Raw genomic sequence first — 16,634 nt, 5'->3', positions numbered from 1 at the left:
TTAATGTGTTTTTAAAAAAAGTTTTGTCAAGACTGTTCATCCTGACAAAACTCAATATTACAAATAAAATTACAGGTTTCCTCTTCTTTCCTGTTCTCTTTCCAATGCTTCGAATAATGCTTTGAAGTTTCCGGCTCCGAAGCTTTGCGCTCCGTGTCTTTCGATGATTTCAAAGAATAGGGTAGGACGGTCTTCTACAGGTTTTGTAAAGATCTGCAGCAAATATCCTTCCTCGTCATGATCGATAAGAATTCCCAGTTCCTGAAGTTTTTTAAGATCTTCGTCGATGTGTCCCACTCTTTCAGGAACCATGTCATAATAGGCTTCAGGCGGCGCAGATAAAAATTCTACCCCACGTTTTTTAAGTTCAGTTACGGTATGGATAATATCTTTTGTAGCTACTGCAATGTGCTGTACTCCTTCACCTTCGTAGAAGTCCAGATATTCTTCTACCTGAGATTTTTTCTTCCCTTCTGCAGGTTCGTTGATCGGGAATTTTGCATAACCGTTTCCGTTGGACATTACTTTAGACATCAAAGCAGAATATTCTGTGTTGATCTGCTTATCGTCAAAAGAAAGAATATTTACAAATCCCATTACTTTTTCGTACCATTCTACCGTTGGGATCATTCTGTCCCAGTCTACATTTCCTACGCAGTGGTCTACATACAATAAACCTGCATCTTCAGGCTTGTAATCGCTTTCCCATTTTTCGTAACCCGGCATGAAAGGACCGTTATAGTTTTTTCTTTCGATAAACATGTGAACGGTTTCTCCGTAAGTATAAATTCCGGACATTCTTACCTCACCGTTTTCGTCTGTTAATGTTACAGGTTCCAGATAAGGTTTTCCGCCTCTTTTTGTGGTTTCTTCAAACGCAGAATAGGCATCATCCACCCAAAGAGCCAAAATTTTCACTCCATCACCATGTTTTTTTACATGCTCATTGATGGGAGAATCAGACTTTAGCCCTGTTGTAAGTACCAATCTTATTTTTCCCTGCTGAAGAACATAAGAAGCACGATCTCTTACTCCGGTTTCAGGACCCGCGTAGGCAACAGACTGAAAACCGAAAGCGGTTTTATAATAATGCGCAGCCTGTTTAGCATTTCCTACATAAAACTCAATGTAATCTGTACCGTTGATGGGCAAAAAATTCTCAGCCTGAGCAATTTTTTCGGCAAATGTAAGTGTTGACATATTCTATTTTTACTTTTATATTTATGGGAATGCAAATTACGAATTTCTTACTAATACGAAAAATATTAACAAACACCCGTTAGGTTTATTTAACATAATCGTAAAGAAAAGTTCATTTAAGTATGCTTAAGTTTATTGTTTTGGTAATAATGTTTATAGATTTGTATTGCTAACAAATGAAAAAAAAATATTTCGAAAAACGAAGCCACAGGTTTTCCCTGCGGCTTTCTTTATTTTACATTGTTTAATCTTCCTGCGTCGGGATTATAATTATCCCAGATTTTCCAGACATTGTCTATTTTGCGGATGAAATAAATTTGGGTATTCAGCTGATTGACAAAATGCTCTTCGCCTGCCGTCCCTACTTTGAACAGAAGATTCCAGAATTCCTGGGATTCCAGAATTTTTTTGTCCGGTTCATCCGTCACGATATGGATATCGAATACTTCATAATTCGAACGGTTGTTTTTCGTTACCAGATGAAAATCCCTGTCGCACAATTCTTTGCTGAAGTGCGATGCTCTTTCCAGAAAAGGAGATTCATTAAAAACCAAATCTTTGAAGAGTTCAGTTTTATGATCCGGAAACTGTTTATAAAATTCAAAAACGGTAGCGCAGTAATCATACACCATCTGGAAAAACTTCTGGTTGTTGTTTTCTTCATTCCCCTGTCTTTTTTCCTTTACAAACTGGATGTAGGCATTTAAATCTTTATACCCCAGAAAAATACAGATCTTATCCAGTGTTTTCAGAAACCGGAGATCGTTGTGCGTTTTGTCCTGATAATCATTTTCAAAAAAACGCTGAAGGGTAACATGGGAAATCGTATTCCCAATTTCAAACTTTTTTCCGCCTTTAAGCTCTTCAGCCTCAGAAAGTTCATCTTTAATGATTTCAGAAAGAATAATATAATGGCTTCGCTTCCATTCCTGTACATTTCCCAGAACCGAATTTTTCACTTTGGGATGTTTTATAACCTCTTCTCTTATCGAATTATATATCGTTTTCAATGTCCTGTTTTTAAAAGCTCTTTAGCAAATATACTGCCATTTAACTGAATTTTTCCGACTATTTCATTATGTTAAATTGAAGGTACATTTTTTAAAGGACATAGAAACTGAAAATCTGGTAAAATATTGAAAAAATTAGTGCTTAAACCTTTCATAAGCAGCTTTTTCCAGCATTTCCCTGTCATCGGGATGCGCGATGCTGATTAATTCCTGAGCTCTCTGCCTTAAATTTTTTCCGTAAAGATAAGCAGTACCGTACTCCGTTACCACCCAGTGAATATGTCCTCTTGTGGTTACCACTCCGGCTCCCTGTTTAAGGAAAGGAACAATTCTGGACACTCCTTTTTTGGTTCTTGAAGTAATGGCAATGATCGGTTTTCCGTCTTCGCTCAATGCGGCTCCTCTCATAAAGTCCATCTGCCCTCCGATTCCACTGTACTGCATCGTTCCGATAGAATCTGCACAAACTTGTCCGGTAAGATCAATTTCAATGGCAGAATTAATCGCAACCATTTTATTATTTCTCATGATATTGATCGGGAAATTTACCGTACTTACATCATCAAATGAAAATACCGTATTATCGTCTACATAATCATACAGTTTTCTTGTTCCGAAACAGAAACTGGTAATGGTTTTATTGTCGTTGTAGCCTTTATATTTATTGTTGATAACATCATTCTGGATCAGATCAATCACTCCGTCACTCAGCATTTCGGTATGTACTCCCAGATCTTTATGATTATGGAGACATTTCAAAACCGCATCAGGAATGGTTCCGATTCCCATTTGCAGGGTGGATTTATCGTCAATTAATTCAGCAACATTTTTTCCGACCAGCATTTCTTCCGGACCTACTTTTGCTCCGTAATCTACGGTTGGAAGTTCTTCTTCATGCCATACAAGCTTATGAATTCTGCTGATGTGGATCATTCCGTCACCATGCGTTCTCGGCATTAAAGGATTGACTACGGCGACAATTATTTTTGCAGTATCCACCGCAGCTCTCGCAACATCAACGGAAGTTCCCAATGTACAGAAACCATGTTTGTCAGGCGGTGAAACAGTAATTAAAGCAACATCAAGCGGTAAAATATTTTTTCTGAAAAGGATAGGAATCTCACTTAGAAATACGGGAACAAAATCTCCTCTGTCAGAATTCACCGCATCGCGTACAGGAGACGAAACAAATAAAGAATTAACGAAAAATTTGTCTTTGTACTCAGGTTTTGCAATTTCCACATTTCCCTGTTGGGTAATAGAAACCATTTCTACATTATCCAAACGGTGGGATTGCCTCGCTAGTTCGTCGATTAAGTAATTCGGAGTACAGGCGCTTCCGTGAAAGAAAACACGGTTTCCGCTTTTAATGGTATAAATAGCTTCTTCTGCGCTGATGTAATTTTGCATATTGAAATTTTTTATGAATTTTTCTTAGTCTTAAAGATAGTTCATATTGTTTTTACTTAGTCTTATTATTCGAAGATTTTTATCATGTTTTAATTAAATTGATTCAAAAAAAGGACTGAAATATTTATATTCAGTCCTCAATATATTTTGATAATAATTTCAGTGCTAAAAGCCGGAAGCCAGTCGCCAAAAGAAGTATTATTCCTGAGAGCGATCTTCAAGATGATTGTCTTCACTTTCCAGCCATGAAGTTTTATAGGAAGGATCTTCCACTTTTAAAGCTTCTTCCGTAATTTTCAAAGGTCTGAAAGGATCTACCATTACAGCATATTCTTCCGTGAATTTCTTACCAATGCTCCTTTCCATTGCTCCCGGATGAGGTCCGTGAACGATTCCTCCCGGGTGAAGCGTAAAATCCATTAAATCGATATGGTTTCTGCTCATGAAATCGCCTTCCGTATAAAATAAAACCTCATCAGAATCGATATTTGAATGATTATAAGGAGCCGGAATGGCTTGTGGATGATAATCGTACATTCTCGCACAGAACGAGCAGACTACGAAATTATGGGCTTCAAAAGTCTGGTGAACCGGAGGCGGTTGATGAATTCGTCCTGTGATCGGCTCAAAGTTTTTGATATTGAATTTATAAGGATAAAAATAACCGTCCCATCCTACAACATCAAACGGATGCGTTGCGTAGATGAAGTCTGTAATCTGGTTTTCTTTTTTTACTTTAATTAAAAATTCTCCCTTTTCGTCTTTCGGTTCCACAAAAGTAGGAGTAATGATGTCCCTTTCGCAGAAAGGAGAGTGTTCCAATAATTGTCCGAATTCGTTTCTGTATCTTTTTGGCGTATAAATCGGGGAGTGGCTTTCTACCACGAAGAAAACGGTATCATCAGAATGCAGTTCCAACTGATAAATCGTTCCTCTTGGTATAATTAAATAATCCCCCACAGAAAATTCAAGATTTCCTACAAAAGTTTTTAAGATTCCGCTTCCGCTGTGCGCGTATAAAAGCTCATCGCACTCGGCATTTTTATAGAAATAATCCATTGATTTTCTTGGCTTCGACAGTCCCATTTTCAGGTCGTTGTTCACCATTAAGAACTTACGGCTGTCCATAAAATCGTCTTCGGGAGTTACGTTCATTCCCTTAAACATTCTTGGCGTTACATTTTTTTCAACAGCAATTTTCGGGGCTACATCTTTCGGTTCACCGATGGATTTTATCTGTGTCGGACGGTGAATATGGTACAATAACGAAGAAATTCCATGAAAACCTTCCGTCCCGAAAAGCTGTTCATAGTAAAATTTATCTTCAGGAGATTTGAAAATCGTATGTCTTTTTTGGGGAATATTTCCCGACTGATGATATCTCATTTTACTTTTATATGTTGATTCTCAAATTTAACACTTTTTCATGAATTCAATTTAATAATATTTTTCAGTTGAGTTTTGTGGTTAGAAAATAATTGTTAGCTTTGTCTAACAATTATAATTTCATGAGGCGAATATTATTTTCTGCAATCTTCTTTTCGGGTTTCTGCTTTTCACAGGAAACGGACAGTCTGGCTTTGAATGGGTCGAAAGAGCACGATTCTGCAAAAGTTTCAAATCCAAAAATCAAAACAAAAAATATTGATGATGTGGTGATTACAGGAACGATAAAACCAATCAGCAAATCAAAAAGTCCTGTAAATGTTGAAATTTATTCGCAGAAATTTTTTCAGAAAAACCCGACTCCGAGCATTTTTGAAGCCATTTCTATGGTCAATGGAGTAAAACCTCAATTGAATTGTTCCGTTTGCAACACAGGAGATATTCACATCAACGGACTGGAAGGTCCTTATACGATGATTTTGATTGACGGAATGCCGATTGTCAGTTCGCTGTCCACCGTTTACGGACTGAGCGGAATTCCGAACAGTCTGGTTGACAGGATTGAAGTGGTGAAAGGTCCTGCTTCCTCTATTTACGGCTCCGAAGCAATGGGCGGAGTCATTAATATTATTACTAAAAATGCTTTGACTGCACCCAAATTAAGTGTTGATCTCATGACGACAACCTGGAGTGAAAATAATGTTGATCTTTCTACGAAATTTAATTTGGGAAAGAATGTCGCTTCGCTGTTGAGCATGAATTATTTCAACTATACAAAAAGATTCGATTTTAATAAAGATAATTTTACAGATGGAGCTTTGCAGAACAGAATTTCAGTTTTTAACAAATGGAATTTCCGGAGGAAGGAAAACCGATTGGGAAGTTTTGCTCTGAGATATTTATATGAAGACCGCTTTGGCGGAGAAATGCAGTGGAATAGATCCTATCGGGGGAGCAATGAGGTATATGGAGAAAGTATTTATACGAATAGGGTAGAAGCTTTCGGGGTCTATCAATGGCCTTTGAAAGAAAATATTATGACTCAGTTTTCCTATAATTTTCATGACCAGAATTCTTTTTATGGCAGTAATCCTTTTCTGGCGAATCAGAAAGTGGCTTTTACCCAGACGTATTGGGATAAAAAATTCGGAAAACACGATTTGATTCTGGGGGTTACGTTTAAAAAGACATATTATGATGACAATACGCCCGGAACATTGTCTGCAGACGGATTAACCAACGAACCGATGAGATCGCCGATTTTTGGAGCTTTTATTCAGGATCAGTGGGAAATTAATGAGAAAAATACGTTGCTTTTGGGTTACAGATTGGATTATGACAAAATTCATCATGCCGTACATTCTCCGCGTTTTGCATGGAAATGTTCGCCGAATCCTTATCATACTGTAAGATTCAATTTCGGAACAGGTTTCCGTGTGGTTAATTTATTTACCGAAGATCACGCTGCATTAACGGGTTCGCGTGAAGTGGTGATTCAGTCGAATTTAAAGCCGGAAAAATCCATCAATGGAAATGTAAATTACGTTTGGAAAATTCCTGCTGGAGACCAGTTGATTAATTTGGATGCTTCTGCATTTTATACGTATTTCAGCAACAAAATTGTCGGCGATTTTGATTCTGATCCTGCGAAAATTATTTATGATAATCTTCAGGGGTACGGAATTTCGAGAGGAGCTTCTTTAAATCTGGATTATACCTTTGATTTTCCTTTGAGTGTTAATCTGGGAGTGACGTATCTGGATGTTTATCAGAAGTTTGATGGGGAAAATGAAAAATCGCAACAGCTTCATGCCCCGAAATGGAGCGGGACATATAATCTGAGTTATAAGTTCAAAAATAATCTGACAGTAGATTTTACAGGACAGTTTTACGGACCGATGCGACTGCCGGTTTTACCGAATGATTACCGACCGGAGTATTCTCCCTTGTATACTTTAGCGAATATTCAGGTTTCGAAGAGTTTTAAATCGGGATTTGAAGTGTATTGCGGAATAAAAAATTTATTCAATTTTACTCCGAAAGATCCGTTGATGCGGCCTTTTGATCCGTTTGATAAAAATGTAAATGATCCGATCAACAATCCTAATCATTATACTTTTGATACAACGTACGGATATGCGCCGATGCAGAAAATAAGAGGCTTTTTGGGGGTGAAATATACTTTAAAATAGTTGTGAATTTTTAACGCAAAGATTTCTAATGAAAAAGAATATTTTTAGAAAGCAAAGGCAAATAAATTTGCTTCACGAAGCGTAAGGAAAAGCTTCATCAAATCAACTTGTTGATCCATCTTGCTCACTTATATGAAATAGAAAAAATTAAAACTTTGCGTTTAAAAGGTTTTAGAAGAAAAAACATATGTAAAATGAAAAACCTAAGGATATTTTTATTTTTAATGTTAGTGCCGTGTTTTTGTCTTTCGCAGATGAAAACCGGTACTTTTTCGGATTTGGAAATTCAGCAGAAGGAAGATCCGAAACCAATCATGATTCATCTTTATACAGATTGGTGCAGTGTCTGTAAAATCGAGAAATTTAATTTAAATAAGGATAAAGAACTGGTTGAACTCATTAATCAGCATTTCTATATTATTAATTTTGAAGCTGAAAAAACAAAAGAGAACATCCGTTTTTTAGGAAAAGAATACCATTATCTGCCTAACGGAAATTCAGGAATTCATGAGCTGGCTCTGGCTTTATCGAAAAATAAAAGTCAGCCGGTTTATCCTTTGTGGATTATTTTGGATAAATATGGAAATTTGATTAAATATCATGAAGGATTGTTTAAACCTGAGAAATTAAAGAAGAAGCTCAAAGAGGTTTTGGAACATTGATTTTGTTTATTATATTGATTGGAAGCTGTGAATTTTTACCGTACGCTGAGCGGAGCCGAAGCGTGCGATGTGGTTATTGTAGAAATATCTTCTTACTGTACGCTTCGGCTCCGCTCAGCGTACGAAGGTTACCAATACAAATGTTTTATTGGAGAGGAAATAAGGAGTCTTCTTACAGTACGCTTCGGCTCCGCTCAGCGTACAGCAGAAGGTTATCAAGAGAAATGTTTTTCATTCATTTTATCGGAAGTAAATGATGTGTCTTCTTACGGTACGCTTCGGCTCCGCTCAGCGTACAGCAGAAGGTTACCAATACAAATATTCCTCATCTATTTTATTGGAGAGGAAATTTTTTACTTTAAAATAATGAAGGGTTATAAAATCGTGAGATAGATTTTATTTTAAAAGCACCGCAACAATCGCCAGAATTGCCGGTAACGCCTGAACAAAAAAGATTTTCTTCGTGGCAGAAATAGCACCGTAAATTCCGGCTACGGCAACACATCCTAAGAAAAATAAAGCGATATTGGTCTGCCATTTCGTATCTTCGATGAAGAATGACCAGATGAGTCCGGCTGCAAGAAAACCGTTGTACAGTCCCTGATTGGCGGCTAAACCTTTCGTCGGTTTAAACATTTCGGGAGGCAAAGCAGCTTTGAAAACTTCTTTTCCTTTGGTTTCCCAGGCAAACATTTCCATCCAGAGAATATAAAGGTGTTCGAGGGCAACAGCGGCGATGAGTATTTTAGCTACAATTTCCATAATTTACGTTTTTGTTTTGTAAAACTAAAAAAATAAAGTTAAGTTTGGTTATACAATTTTCAAAAAAAATGGAAACTTTCAGGCAGCATTTGGAAAAATTTATTTCGGTAACCGATGATGAATTTTCTTCCATTCTTTCATTTTTTCAGCCGATGGATAGTAAGAAGAAACAGAATCTGATGACCGAAGGTGAAATCTGCTGGTCGATGTATTTCGTGGTAAAAGGCTGTCTGAGAAAATTTTTCATCAATGAAAAAGGAGTGGAGCAGACTACGGAATTTGCAATTGAAAACTGGTGGATCACCGATACTTTTGCGTACGAAAGACAAGGAATTTCCAACTTTTCCATCCAGTCGGTCGAGAAATCACACATTTTAAAAATTGATTCAAAAGATCAGGAAGAGCTGCTGAAAAAACATCCTGTTATGGAGCGCTATTTCAGGATGATCTATCAGAGAGCATATGCCGCTTCAGAAAGACGCATCCGCTATCTTTACGAATTTTCTAGGGAAGAGCTGTATGTGCATTTCAGTACCCAATATCCATGGTTTATCCAGAGAATTCCGCAATATCTGGTGGCTTCTTTTTTAGGCTTTACTCCGGAATATTTAAGTGAAATCAGGGCGAAATTACGTTCTTAAACCAGTTTAAGATTTTTACAGACTTCAAACCGGAACTTTGTCTCAGAAATTTAAACCAAAATATTATGAGTGCAAGATTCAACTGGACAACCGTTCATCCTGCTGCGTACAAAGCAGGAATAGGCATGGAAACTTCTCTTCAGAACAGCTTTTTAACCCCGATTCAGAAAGAATTAATCAAAATCAGAGCTTCTCAGATCAACGGATGTGCTTTCTGTCTGGATATGCATACGAAAGATGCGTTGAAGTACGGCGAAACACCGCAAAGAATTTTCCTGCTGAATGCGTGGAGAGATGCAAAAGAACTTTATACGGAGGAAGAACAGGTTATTCTGATGATTGCGGAAGAAATTACGTTAATCAGCCAGAAAGGATTAACCGAAGAAACCTATCAGAAGGCGAAAGCGCTTTTTGATGAAACCCAGATTTCAGATATCATTATGGCAGGTATTGTCATTAATATGTGGAACAGAATTGCAATTTCTACCCATATGCCAATTGGGAAATAGATTTTTAATACAAAAGGTAAACATAAAAGAGCTTTCCATATCTGAAAAGCTCTTTTCATTATTAAGTCTGTTTAAACTTTTTATTTAACCGCAAAAGTTAAAAAAGATCAATTAAACTTTTATTTAAAGTTGGTGATTATAAATAAAAAAAGGTCACAATAGTTTTTAAAAATCTTTGGTTTTTATTCTTTTGAGCACTTTGATTATTCTTGAAATTCACTTTATCATTATCTTTTGCGGTTTATTCTGAAATTAGTTTAAACTAGTCTTTTTATTTTTTCAATTCCTTTAGAATTTCTTCGCCTACACTTTTTGCAGACTGAGGATTCTGTCCGGTAATTACCCTTTGGTCGCTCACTGCGTGAACCTGCCAAAGTCCGGATTTCTCAAATTTTGCGCCTCTTTCTTTCAGCTTATCTTCCAGAAGGAAAGGAACCACATTGGTTAATTTCACCTCCGCTTCTTCTTCGTTGGTGAAAGAATTGATCTTTTTACCGTCAACCAGATATTTTCCGTTATTCAGTTTGATGTTGACCAAACCAGCCGGACCGTGGCAGACTGCTGCAACCACACCGCCGTTTTCATAAATTTGAGAAGCGATGGAAGCCAGTTCGGTATTGTCTGCAAAATCCCACATCGCACCGTGACCTCCCGCATAAAATATTGCTTTATATTCTTCCGGATTCACTTCCGATGGTTTCATGGAATGATCGATCTTGTTTTTATACTTTTCGTTTTCCCAGAATTCTTTATTTACAGGATCTTTCAGATCAAATCCGTCTACCGGAGAAGTTCCGCCTTTCGGACTTACAAAATCGATTTCATATCCTGCTTTGTGAAGAACTTCCCACGGATGAGCTACTTCACCCAGATAATATCCTGTTTTTTCACCGGTGTCGCCTTTTGTCCCATGACTGGTAATGACGAATAAAATTTTCTTTTCCATATTTTTAAACTTTTTGGTTTGTGCCTGCATAAATCCTGCCATAAAGATGGCAAGGACGAGTAATGTTAATTTTTTCATGCTGATATTTACTGTTAAATAGACTGTTGAAATTCAGTTATTTAATGTATTTTAAATTATTTCTGTTAAATAAATCTGTGGTTGCTCCTGAAGCTTTTCATCCACCAGTTCTCCGAAAGCTTTGATGTAAGGCTGCTCGTTATGTTTTGTTAAACCTTCCTCGTTTTTCCAGATTTCATAAAATACAAACTGGTTTTTATCTTCAATTCCCTGGTGAAGCGTATAAAGTTCGTTGGCTTCCTCTTTCACGGTCTCTTTTACCATATTCTGAAGAACTTCCAAAACTTCTGCTCTGTATTCTTCTTTGGCTTTAATAACTGCTGTTAAATAAATCTTCATTACGCCAACTGGGGTTTTAATTCTTTTTCAAAAACTTCGGTAAGATGCTCTCTGTACAGCTTCATATCTCTTTCTACATCTGCATTTTTTTCTACATCATGAAAATGGAAGCTTTCTAATTTTTCAAGAGAAACGAAAGCATTCATACGGTGGAATCCAAATAACGGTCCATTGTCTACACTGGTTTCCTTAAAAAATTCTCCTGGTAGCGTAAATGCTGTTGCAGGGGCGTTCCAGCTTGTGGTTACCATGTATTTTCTTCCGCCAAGCATTCCTCCCGTTCCGTAGTTGATCTTCGGATTATCGGCGCTTCTTCCGTCGCTCATATAAATTCCTTTGGCGTGTCCTGCGGTGAAGACTTCATCGATATATTTTTTAAGACCGTTCGGTAACTGAAACCACCAGATCGGAGTGTGGTAAATAATGTAATCTGCCCAGACGAATTTTGCCACTTCTTCATTTTTATCATACCCTTCGTCTACGTTGGTGATCTTTACTTCTACATTTTCAAAGTTTTTAAGCACTTCCAGTGTGTTCTCTGCGATAGTCTGGTTATATTTTCCTCCGGAATGTCCGAAATTCTGTCCTCCGTTGATAATTAATACTTTTTTCATTGCTTTTATGATTGTTTAAATTTTACAGGGACAAAGGTATTGGCTAAATTGCTATAAGAAAAATAATAAAAATCATAGCTAAGTATTATTTAAATGATAATTAATATATTGATTTGTTAATCAGTATTTTAATTTAAATATAGACCGCCTTTATCGCTTTCATTGATGCTGAAAATATCATAATCATGATTATTTGGGTACATTTGCATCATAAAAGTAATACCTATGGTTAATTTAGAATGGTACAGAACTTTTAAGGCAATCTACAAAACAGGAACGCTTACCGAAGCTGCGGATACCCTGTTTATTTCGCAACCGGGTGTAAGTCTGCATCTCAGTTCGCTTGAAGCGTATGTCGGGTATAAATTATTCGACAGAACAGGGCGGAGAATGATTCCGACGGAAAGAGGAAAGGTTTTGTATAATGCGATTACCGAACCTTTGGCAAAACTTGAGGAGGTAGAAAAAAACTTTCAGAAATCGACGGAGAAACTCACACCTACCATCAGTGTCGGCATGTGTTTTGAAACCTTTCAGACAACACTGGAGCAGTACGTTTCGAGTCTGCCGTTCAATCTGATCATCAGTTTCGGAGAATACCGCGAAATGCTTGATCAGTTGGACAAAGGAATTTTAGATTTAATCATTACTCCCAAAAAAGGAGTTTCGCCGAATATTGAGCATGAAGCATTTTCTTCCGAACAGATCATTCTTGTGGGAGGAAAAGAGGTTGATAAAGAGCAGTTTGAAATTATTTTAAATGAAAAGGGAATCGAACACGCGGAAGAATGGCTGAAAAACGAAAAATGGTACGGTACGGCAGGAGATATGGAGCATCTTTTTCAGTTCTGGATTCTGAATTTCGGGCATAAACCGAACTTCCGTCCCAATTATATCGTTCCGAACCTGAATTCAATTGTGCGTTGTCTGAAAGGCGGAACGGGTTTGGCGGTTGTTCCGGATTTTCTCTGCAAAAAGGAAATTGAAAACGGAGAAGTGCAACTGATCTGGGAAGGCGAAAAACCATTAAAAAACACGCTGTATTTCGGATGCCGGAAGAAAACGAATTATCAGACGGAGATTGATCATATCAAAGCACTTTTCAGGAAGATGATGGGGAAAGAAATTGAGATTTAACAAATTATAAATAGATAAATAAAAAATATGCAACAGAAAACATACACAGGGCAGCCTGTAATTACACTGAACAACGGAGTGGATATTCCGGCTTTAGGATTCGGGGTTTGGCAGATGGAAGATATGCAGGAATGTGAAAATGCGGTGATCAAGGCCATTGAAACCGGCTACAGAATGATCGACACGGCTTCCATTTACCAGAATGAAACCGCAGTAGGAAATGCGATTAAAAACAGCGGAACAGACCGTGAAGAATTATTCATTACTTCAAAACTTTGGGTTCAGGATACCTCTTATGAGCAGGCAAAAGGGGCTTTTCAGAGAACTTTAGACCGACTGCAACTGGATTATCTGGATATGTATCTTATTCACTGGCCGTATTCTGATTTTAAAGGAGCATGGAAAGCGATGGAAGAACTTTATCAGGAAGGAAAAATAAAAGCAATCGGGGTTTGTAATTTCCCTGAAGATAAAATGGAGGAACTGAAGGCAAATGCAACCGTACTTCCTGTCATCAACCAGATCGAGCTGCACCCGATTTTCCAGCAGAAAGAACTTCAGGTGTACAACAGGGAAAATAAGATCATCACGCAGCCTTGGAGTCCGCTTGGAAACGGAAACGCAGGATTACTGGATCATCCGGATCTTAAATCAATCGGCGAAAAATACGGTAAAACGGTGGCGCAGGTAATTTTAAGATGGCATTTACAGGAAGGGTTCTGTGTGATCCCTAAATCGGTTACCCCTTCCAGAATTGAAGAAAATTTTACTATTTTTGATTTTGAATTAACCGAAGATGAAATGAATGTGGTTCGTTCTTTAGACACTGGAAAAAGATTATTCTTCGATCCGAAAGATCCGGAATGGGAGCAGAAAATGCTGAAATCGGTAGCGGATATTTAAGATCTGGAATTTCATTAAATAGTTTTCATTAAAAGTCTGTTTAAACTTTTATTTAACCACAAAAGTCACAAAAGATGTACTAAATTTTTTATTTAAAGGTGATCATTATCAATGAAAAAGCTCACCATAGTTTTTAAAAATCTTTGATTTTTATTCTTTTGAGCGCTTTGATTATTCTGGAAATTCGCTTTAACATTATCTTTTGTCCCTTTTGCGGTTAATTCTGAAATTAGATTAAATATGTTTTAAATAAAAAGAAGCAGTAAATTATTATTGCTTCTTTTTTTTATTAAAAAATATCATTTAACTTTACCATTATACTTAAAAACTAAAATTATGGATACAAAAGTTAATGATCAGATCACCGATGCCGTAACTCAGGCTAATGTAAAAGTTTTAGGAGAGGCTCCTGCAGTGGCAATGGGAAATCTTTATCAGGCTATGGCACATTCTACAGGCATACTTTTTCAGAATGCAGTTAGTGCTCAGAATCAGCAGAATATCTTGGCTCAGGCAGCAACTACACAGGGCGTGATGCAGATTTACAGCATCGATACAGTTGCGGATGCGATTTCCATTACAAAAATATTGAATCCGGGCTCCTGAATATTCAAAAATTTTTAAATAACCTGAGTTCGGGATAAGTCTTCTTAAACATTAGGTTAAGCAAAGAGATTCAATTATCAGGAATTCATTTTTTAAGATATATAAAGGCGTAAAACTTCTCAAAGTAATACCATTTTTGTGTTTTTTAAATAAACGAAGTGCCTTTGTTTAGCTTGCAAACTTTCAATAAGTAAAAAAATCTTTTGTTTTTCTTTGCGATAAATTAATATAGTGTTATAAATCAATTATTTAAATTTATTTCTTATCCCGATTGATGTTAAAAAACAAAAACATCTGATTTTTTCGGCATGACGTTTATAAGCCGTGAATTTTATCTATTTTTGCGGACTTACAATACCTCTGTTTAAGAAATTAGGCAGCCAGAATACTTTTTATCAATATGAACAAAATACTCATGTCATTTCTTCTGCTCTCTGTTATTTCCTGCACAAGAAGTGATGAAGATCAGAACACAGACAATAAATCTTCCATTATCGGAACATGGTATGTCGAAAAAACCGAGATTTACAAATCTTTAAATCAGCAGATTCTGGTTTCTTTTTCAACGGAATGTCAGAAAATGAGCACCCACGAATTTACTTCTAGCCATCTTTTTTCTGTTTCTTTTGCGCAAAACAACAATACCTGTGAAAAAGCAGATGTTGTAATCCAAAAATACACGTTTGTTGAAGCAAACAGTACATTCTGGTTTGAAGGGCAGGAAAAGTATCCGTATTACATCACAAAGCTTAATGAATCTGATATGGTGGTAGAAGACCGCACTCAGGATTTCGACGGCGACGGAGCCAAAGATGTATTGAGGCGTTTTTATAAAAGAATCAAATAAAATAAAAACTCCTTTCAGACCGAAAGGAGTTTGATTTTTATATTCTGTACAGTTTATTTCGTAAGATCAAGACCTCCGAAATTTCCGGAGCTCATCATGAGATAAACGCCCTCAGTTTTATCCAGCGTGTTCCAGTATGCATGAAGTTCTTCCGCGTTGGTGAAGACTTTTAAATTTTCATTTTTGAACTTTTCTTTAATCAGTTCCGGTGAAATCGGCTCCATTCTTTTGATTTTCAGGGCATCTTCAGAATAGAAAACAATCGCTTCATCCAGTCCGTCCATTGCGTGATCATACTGCTCCAGAAACACAGGATTTAAGCTGGAATACGTATGAAGTTCAAGAAAACCATATTTCTTTTCGTTTTTAAACTGCTCACAGAATGCTTTTACGGCTGCCTTTACCTTACTCGGCGCGTGTGCAAAATCTTTATACAATGTTCCGTTGTCTTCTCTTTCTACCTTTTCCAGACGCTTTGAGGCTCCTTTAAAGCTCATAATGGCTTCATAGAAATCTTCATCCATGATTCCCAGAGTATGGCAGATGTGTCTTGCGCCTTCAAGATTTAATAAATTATGTGCGCCAAAAACCGAAAGCGGAACATCGCCCATTTCCGTTTTCAGGTGAACTTTTCCGTTTACAATTTCGTATTCAGGGGTTTTGTAAGGAATTTTTCTGAAATAATTTTCAGCATTTTCCACCACTTTTACCACTTCGGCATCTTCTTCATTGTATACCAGAACACCGCCTGCCGTAATGCTTGCCACAAATTTTCTGAACTGCTCCACATAATCATCAAATGTTTTGAAAACGTTGATGTGATCCCATGCAATTCCGCTCAGCAAAGCAATATTCGGCTGATAGAGCAAAAATTTCGAACGGAGATCGATAGGAGAGGAAAGATATTCATCCCCTTCCAACACCATAAAATCATTGTCTTCGCTAAGTTTCACCATACAGTCGAAACCTTCCAGCTGCGCTCCCACCATGAAGTCCACCTCTTTCTGATGGAAATTCAGCACATGGAGAATCATGGAAGTAATCGTTGTTTTTCCGTGCGAACCGGCAATAACCACTCTTGTTTTATCTTTAGACTGTTCGTATAGAAATTCGGGATACGAATAGATTTTCAGTCCAAGCTCTTTGGCTTTCGCCAGTTCCGGATTGTCCTGATGTGCGTGCATTCCGAGAATGACGGCATCGATATCGGAAGTGATCTTTTCCGGAAACCATCCCATTTCTCCGGGAAGAATTCCTTTCTTTTCCAAACGTGATTTCGAAGGTTCAAAGATCGCATCATCCGAACCTGTTACATGGTATCCTTTATCTTTTAATGCAATGGCAAGATTGTGCATCGCACTTCCGCCGATCGCGATGAAATGGGTTTTCAAC

Annotated in this window: 18 protein-coding genes; 9 read left to right on the top strand and 9 right to left on the bottom strand. The window is 37.3% G+C overall.

Going from position 1 to position 16,634, the window contains the following annotated elements; all coding sequences use genetic code 11:
- Positions 1-69: 69 nt before the first annotated feature.
- The 4 genes from hppD to QWT87_RS14165 all read right to left on the bottom strand — a co-directional run bounded on the left by hppD (position 70) and on the right by QWT87_RS14165 (position 5,006).
- Entirely contained in the window at positions 70-1,200 is a 1,131-nt protein-coding gene (gene hppD, locus QWT87_RS14180) for a 4-hydroxyphenylpyruvate dioxygenase (protein ID WP_087707682.1), read from the bottom strand.
- A 230-nt stretch (positions 1,201-1,430) separates the two neighbouring features.
- On the bottom strand, positions 1,431-2,210 hold the full coding sequence (locus QWT87_RS14175; protein ID WP_076395784.1) for a hypothetical protein: 780 nt from the start codon (positions 2,208-2,210) through the stop codon (positions 1,431-1,433).
- A gap of 135 nt (positions 2,211-2,345) precedes the next feature.
- Positions 2,346-3,620 (bottom strand): acetyl-CoA hydrolase/transferase family protein, encoded by a 1,275-nt coding sequence (locus QWT87_RS14170; protein WP_185204917.1) that lies wholly within the window; start codon positions 3,618-3,620, stop codon positions 2,346-2,348.
- A 198-nt stretch (positions 3,621-3,818) separates the two neighbouring features.
- Positions 3,819-5,006, bottom strand: coding sequence for a homogentisate 1,2-dioxygenase (locus QWT87_RS14165; RefSeq protein ID WP_116099746.1), 1,188 nt, complete (start codon positions 5,004-5,006; stop codon positions 3,819-3,821).
- A 122-nt stretch (positions 5,007-5,128) separates the two neighbouring features.
- Here QWT87_RS14165 and QWT87_RS14160 point away from each other — a divergent pair, with 122 nt between their 5' ends.
- The 3 genes from QWT87_RS14160 (at position 5,129) to QWT87_RS14150 (ending at position 8,253) form a co-directional block, all read left to right on the top strand.
- Positions 5,129-7,198, top strand: a complete 2,070-nt coding sequence (locus QWT87_RS14160; RefSeq protein WP_302716661.1) for a TonB-dependent receptor plug domain-containing protein — start codon at positions 5,129-5,131, stop codon at positions 7,196-7,198.
- A gap of 254 nt (positions 7,199-7,452) precedes the next feature.
- The gene (locus QWT87_RS14155; protein ID WP_302716659.1) at positions 7,453-7,860 is read left to right on the top strand and encodes a thioredoxin domain-containing protein; all 408 of its coding nucleotides are present in this window, start codon (positions 7,453-7,455) and stop codon (positions 7,858-7,860) included.
- A 27-nt stretch (positions 7,861-7,887) separates the two neighbouring features.
- Positions 7,888-8,253, top strand: a complete 366-nt coding sequence (locus QWT87_RS14150; protein ID WP_302716657.1) for a hypothetical protein — start codon at positions 7,888-7,890, stop codon at positions 8,251-8,253.
- 3 nt (positions 8,254-8,256) lie between these two features.
- On the opposite strand, the gene QWT87_RS14145 is transcribed toward QWT87_RS14150, so the two are convergent.
- Positions 8,257-8,622: a DUF1304 domain-containing protein gene (locus QWT87_RS14145; RefSeq protein WP_302716655.1), complete on the bottom strand. Its 366-nt coding sequence runs from the start codon at positions 8,620-8,622 to the stop codon at positions 8,257-8,259.
- 68 nt (positions 8,623-8,690) lie between these two features.
- Between QWT87_RS14145 and QWT87_RS14140 the strand changes: the two genes are divergently transcribed.
- Both QWT87_RS14140 and QWT87_RS14135 read left to right on the top strand, forming a co-directional pair.
- On the top strand, positions 8,691-9,263 hold the full coding sequence (locus tag QWT87_RS14140) for a Crp/Fnr family transcriptional regulator (protein ID WP_302716653.1): 573 nt from the start codon (positions 8,691-8,693) through the stop codon (positions 9,261-9,263).
- Positions 9,264-9,328: 65 nt separating this feature from the next.
- Positions 9,329-9,772 carry a carboxymuconolactone decarboxylase family protein gene (locus tag QWT87_RS14135; RefSeq protein WP_302716651.1) on the top strand — a complete coding sequence of 148 codons (444 nt, stop codon included), beginning with the start codon at positions 9,329-9,331 and terminating at the stop codon, positions 9,770-9,772.
- A 271-nt stretch (positions 9,773-10,043) separates the two neighbouring features.
- Here QWT87_RS14135 and QWT87_RS14130 read toward each other — a convergent pair whose 3' ends face one another.
- The 3 genes from QWT87_RS14130 to QWT87_RS14120 are packed head-to-tail and all read right to left on the bottom strand — an operon-like array spanning position 10,044 to position 11,749.
- Complete coding sequence (locus tag QWT87_RS14130; protein WP_087707706.1) at positions 10,044-10,796, bottom strand: type 1 glutamine amidotransferase domain-containing protein; 753 nt, start codon at positions 10,794-10,796, stop codon at positions 10,044-10,046.
- Between the two features lie 51 nt (positions 10,797-10,847).
- The gene (locus QWT87_RS14125; RefSeq protein ID WP_302716648.1) at positions 10,848-11,135 is read right to left on the bottom strand and encodes a putative quinol monooxygenase; all 288 of its coding nucleotides are present in this window, start codon (positions 11,133-11,135) and stop codon (positions 10,848-10,850) included.
- Entirely contained in the window at positions 11,135-11,749 is a 615-nt protein-coding gene (locus QWT87_RS14120) for an NAD(P)H-dependent oxidoreductase (protein ID WP_302716646.1), read from the bottom strand. Before QWT87_RS14120 ends, QWT87_RS14125 begins: the two co-directional genes overlap by 1 nt.
- Positions 11,750-11,974: 225 nt before the next feature.
- On the opposite strand from QWT87_RS14120, the gene QWT87_RS14115 reads away from it, so the two are divergent.
- The 4 genes from QWT87_RS14115 (at position 11,975) to QWT87_RS14100 (ending at position 15,242) form a co-directional block, all read left to right on the top strand.
- Positions 11,975-12,886 carry a LysR family transcriptional regulator gene (locus tag QWT87_RS14115; protein WP_302716645.1) on the top strand — a complete coding sequence of 304 codons (912 nt, stop codon included), beginning with the start codon at positions 11,975-11,977 and terminating at the stop codon, positions 12,884-12,886.
- A gap of 27 nt (positions 12,887-12,913) precedes the next feature.
- Positions 12,914-13,789, top strand: coding sequence for an aldo/keto reductase (locus tag QWT87_RS14110; protein WP_302716643.1), 876 nt, complete (start codon positions 12,914-12,916; stop codon positions 13,787-13,789).
- A 336-nt stretch (positions 13,790-14,125) separates the two neighbouring features.
- Positions 14,126-14,395 carry a RebB family R body protein gene (locus tag QWT87_RS14105; RefSeq protein ID WP_214588788.1) on the top strand — a complete coding sequence of 90 codons (270 nt, stop codon included), beginning with the start codon at positions 14,126-14,128 and terminating at the stop codon, positions 14,393-14,395.
- Positions 14,396-14,795: 400 nt separating this feature from the next.
- On the top strand, positions 14,796-15,242 hold the full coding sequence (locus tag QWT87_RS14100) for a lipocalin family protein (protein ID WP_302716641.1): 447 nt from the start codon (positions 14,796-14,798) through the stop codon (positions 15,240-15,242).
- Positions 15,243-15,295: 53 nt separating this feature from the next.
- Here QWT87_RS14100 and QWT87_RS14095 read toward each other — a convergent pair whose 3' ends face one another.
- Positions 15,296-16,633 (bottom strand): UDP-N-acetylmuramate--L-alanine ligase, encoded by a 1,338-nt coding sequence (locus QWT87_RS14095; protein ID WP_302716639.1) that lies wholly within the window; start codon positions 16,631-16,633, stop codon positions 15,296-15,298.
- Position 16,634: the final 1 nt, after the last annotated feature.

Source organism: Chryseobacterium urinae (assembly GCF_030518295.1).
Taxonomy (GTDB): Bacteria; Bacteroidota; Bacteroidia; order Flavobacteriales; family Weeksellaceae; genus Chryseobacterium; species Chryseobacterium mucoviscidosis.
The sequence above is the reverse complement of the archived record's forward strand: the minus strand, read 5'-3'. Positions and strand labels throughout refer to the sequence as shown.

Bases quoted from the DNA above. Each gene is read 5' to 3' on its own strand.
- QWT87_RS14110 (WP_302716643.1), top strand. From the start codon at position 12,914: ATGCAACAGAAAACATACACAGGGCAGCCTGTAATTACACTGAACAAC.
- QWT87_RS14105 (WP_214588788.1), top strand. From the start codon at position 14,126: ATGGATACAAAAGTTAATGATCAGATCACCGATGCCGTAACTCAGGCT.
- QWT87_RS14160 (WP_302716661.1), top strand. From the start codon at position 5,129: ATGAGGCGAATATTATTTTCTGCAATCTTCTTTTCGGGTTTCTGCTTT.
- QWT87_RS14125 (WP_302716648.1), bottom strand. From the start codon at position 11,135: ATGAAGATTTATTTAACAGCAGTTATTAAAGCCAAAGAAGAATACAGA.
- QWT87_RS14115 (WP_302716645.1), top strand. From the start codon at position 11,975: ATGGTTAATTTAGAATGGTACAGAACTTTTAAGGCAATCTACAAAACA.
- QWT87_RS14135 (WP_302716651.1), top strand. From the start codon at position 9,329: ATGAGTGCAAGATTCAACTGGACAACCGTTCATCCTGCTGCGTACAAA.
- QWT87_RS14170 (WP_185204917.1), bottom strand. From the start codon at position 3,620: ATGCAAAATTACATCAGCGCAGAAGAAGCTATTTATACCATTAAAAGC.
- QWT87_RS14140 (WP_302716653.1), top strand. From the start codon at position 8,691: ATGGAAACTTTCAGGCAGCATTTGGAAAAATTTATTTCGGTAACCGAT.
- QWT87_RS14145 (WP_302716655.1), bottom strand. From the start codon at position 8,622: ATGGAAATTGTAGCTAAAATACTCATCGCCGCTGTTGCCCTCGAACAC.
- QWT87_RS14130 (WP_087707706.1), bottom strand. From the start codon at position 10,796: ATGAAAAAATTAACATTACTCGTCCTTGCCATCTTTATGGCAGGATTT.
- QWT87_RS14100 (WP_302716641.1), top strand. From the start codon at position 14,796: ATGAACAAAATACTCATGTCATTTCTTCTGCTCTCTGTTATTTCCTGC.
- QWT87_RS14155 (WP_302716659.1), top strand. From the start codon at position 7,453: ATGAAAACCGGTACTTTTTCGGATTTGGAAATTCAGCAGAAGGAAGAT.
- QWT87_RS14120 (WP_302716646.1), bottom strand. From the start codon at position 11,749: ATGAAAAAAGTATTAATTATCAACGGAGGACAGAATTTCGGACATTCC.
- QWT87_RS14165 (WP_116099746.1), bottom strand. From the start codon at position 5,006: ATGAGATATCATCAGTCGGGAAATATTCCCCAAAAAAGACATACGATT.
- hppD (WP_087707682.1), bottom strand. From the start codon at position 1,200: ATGTCAACACTTACATTTGCCGAAAAAATTGCTCAGGCTGAGAATTTT.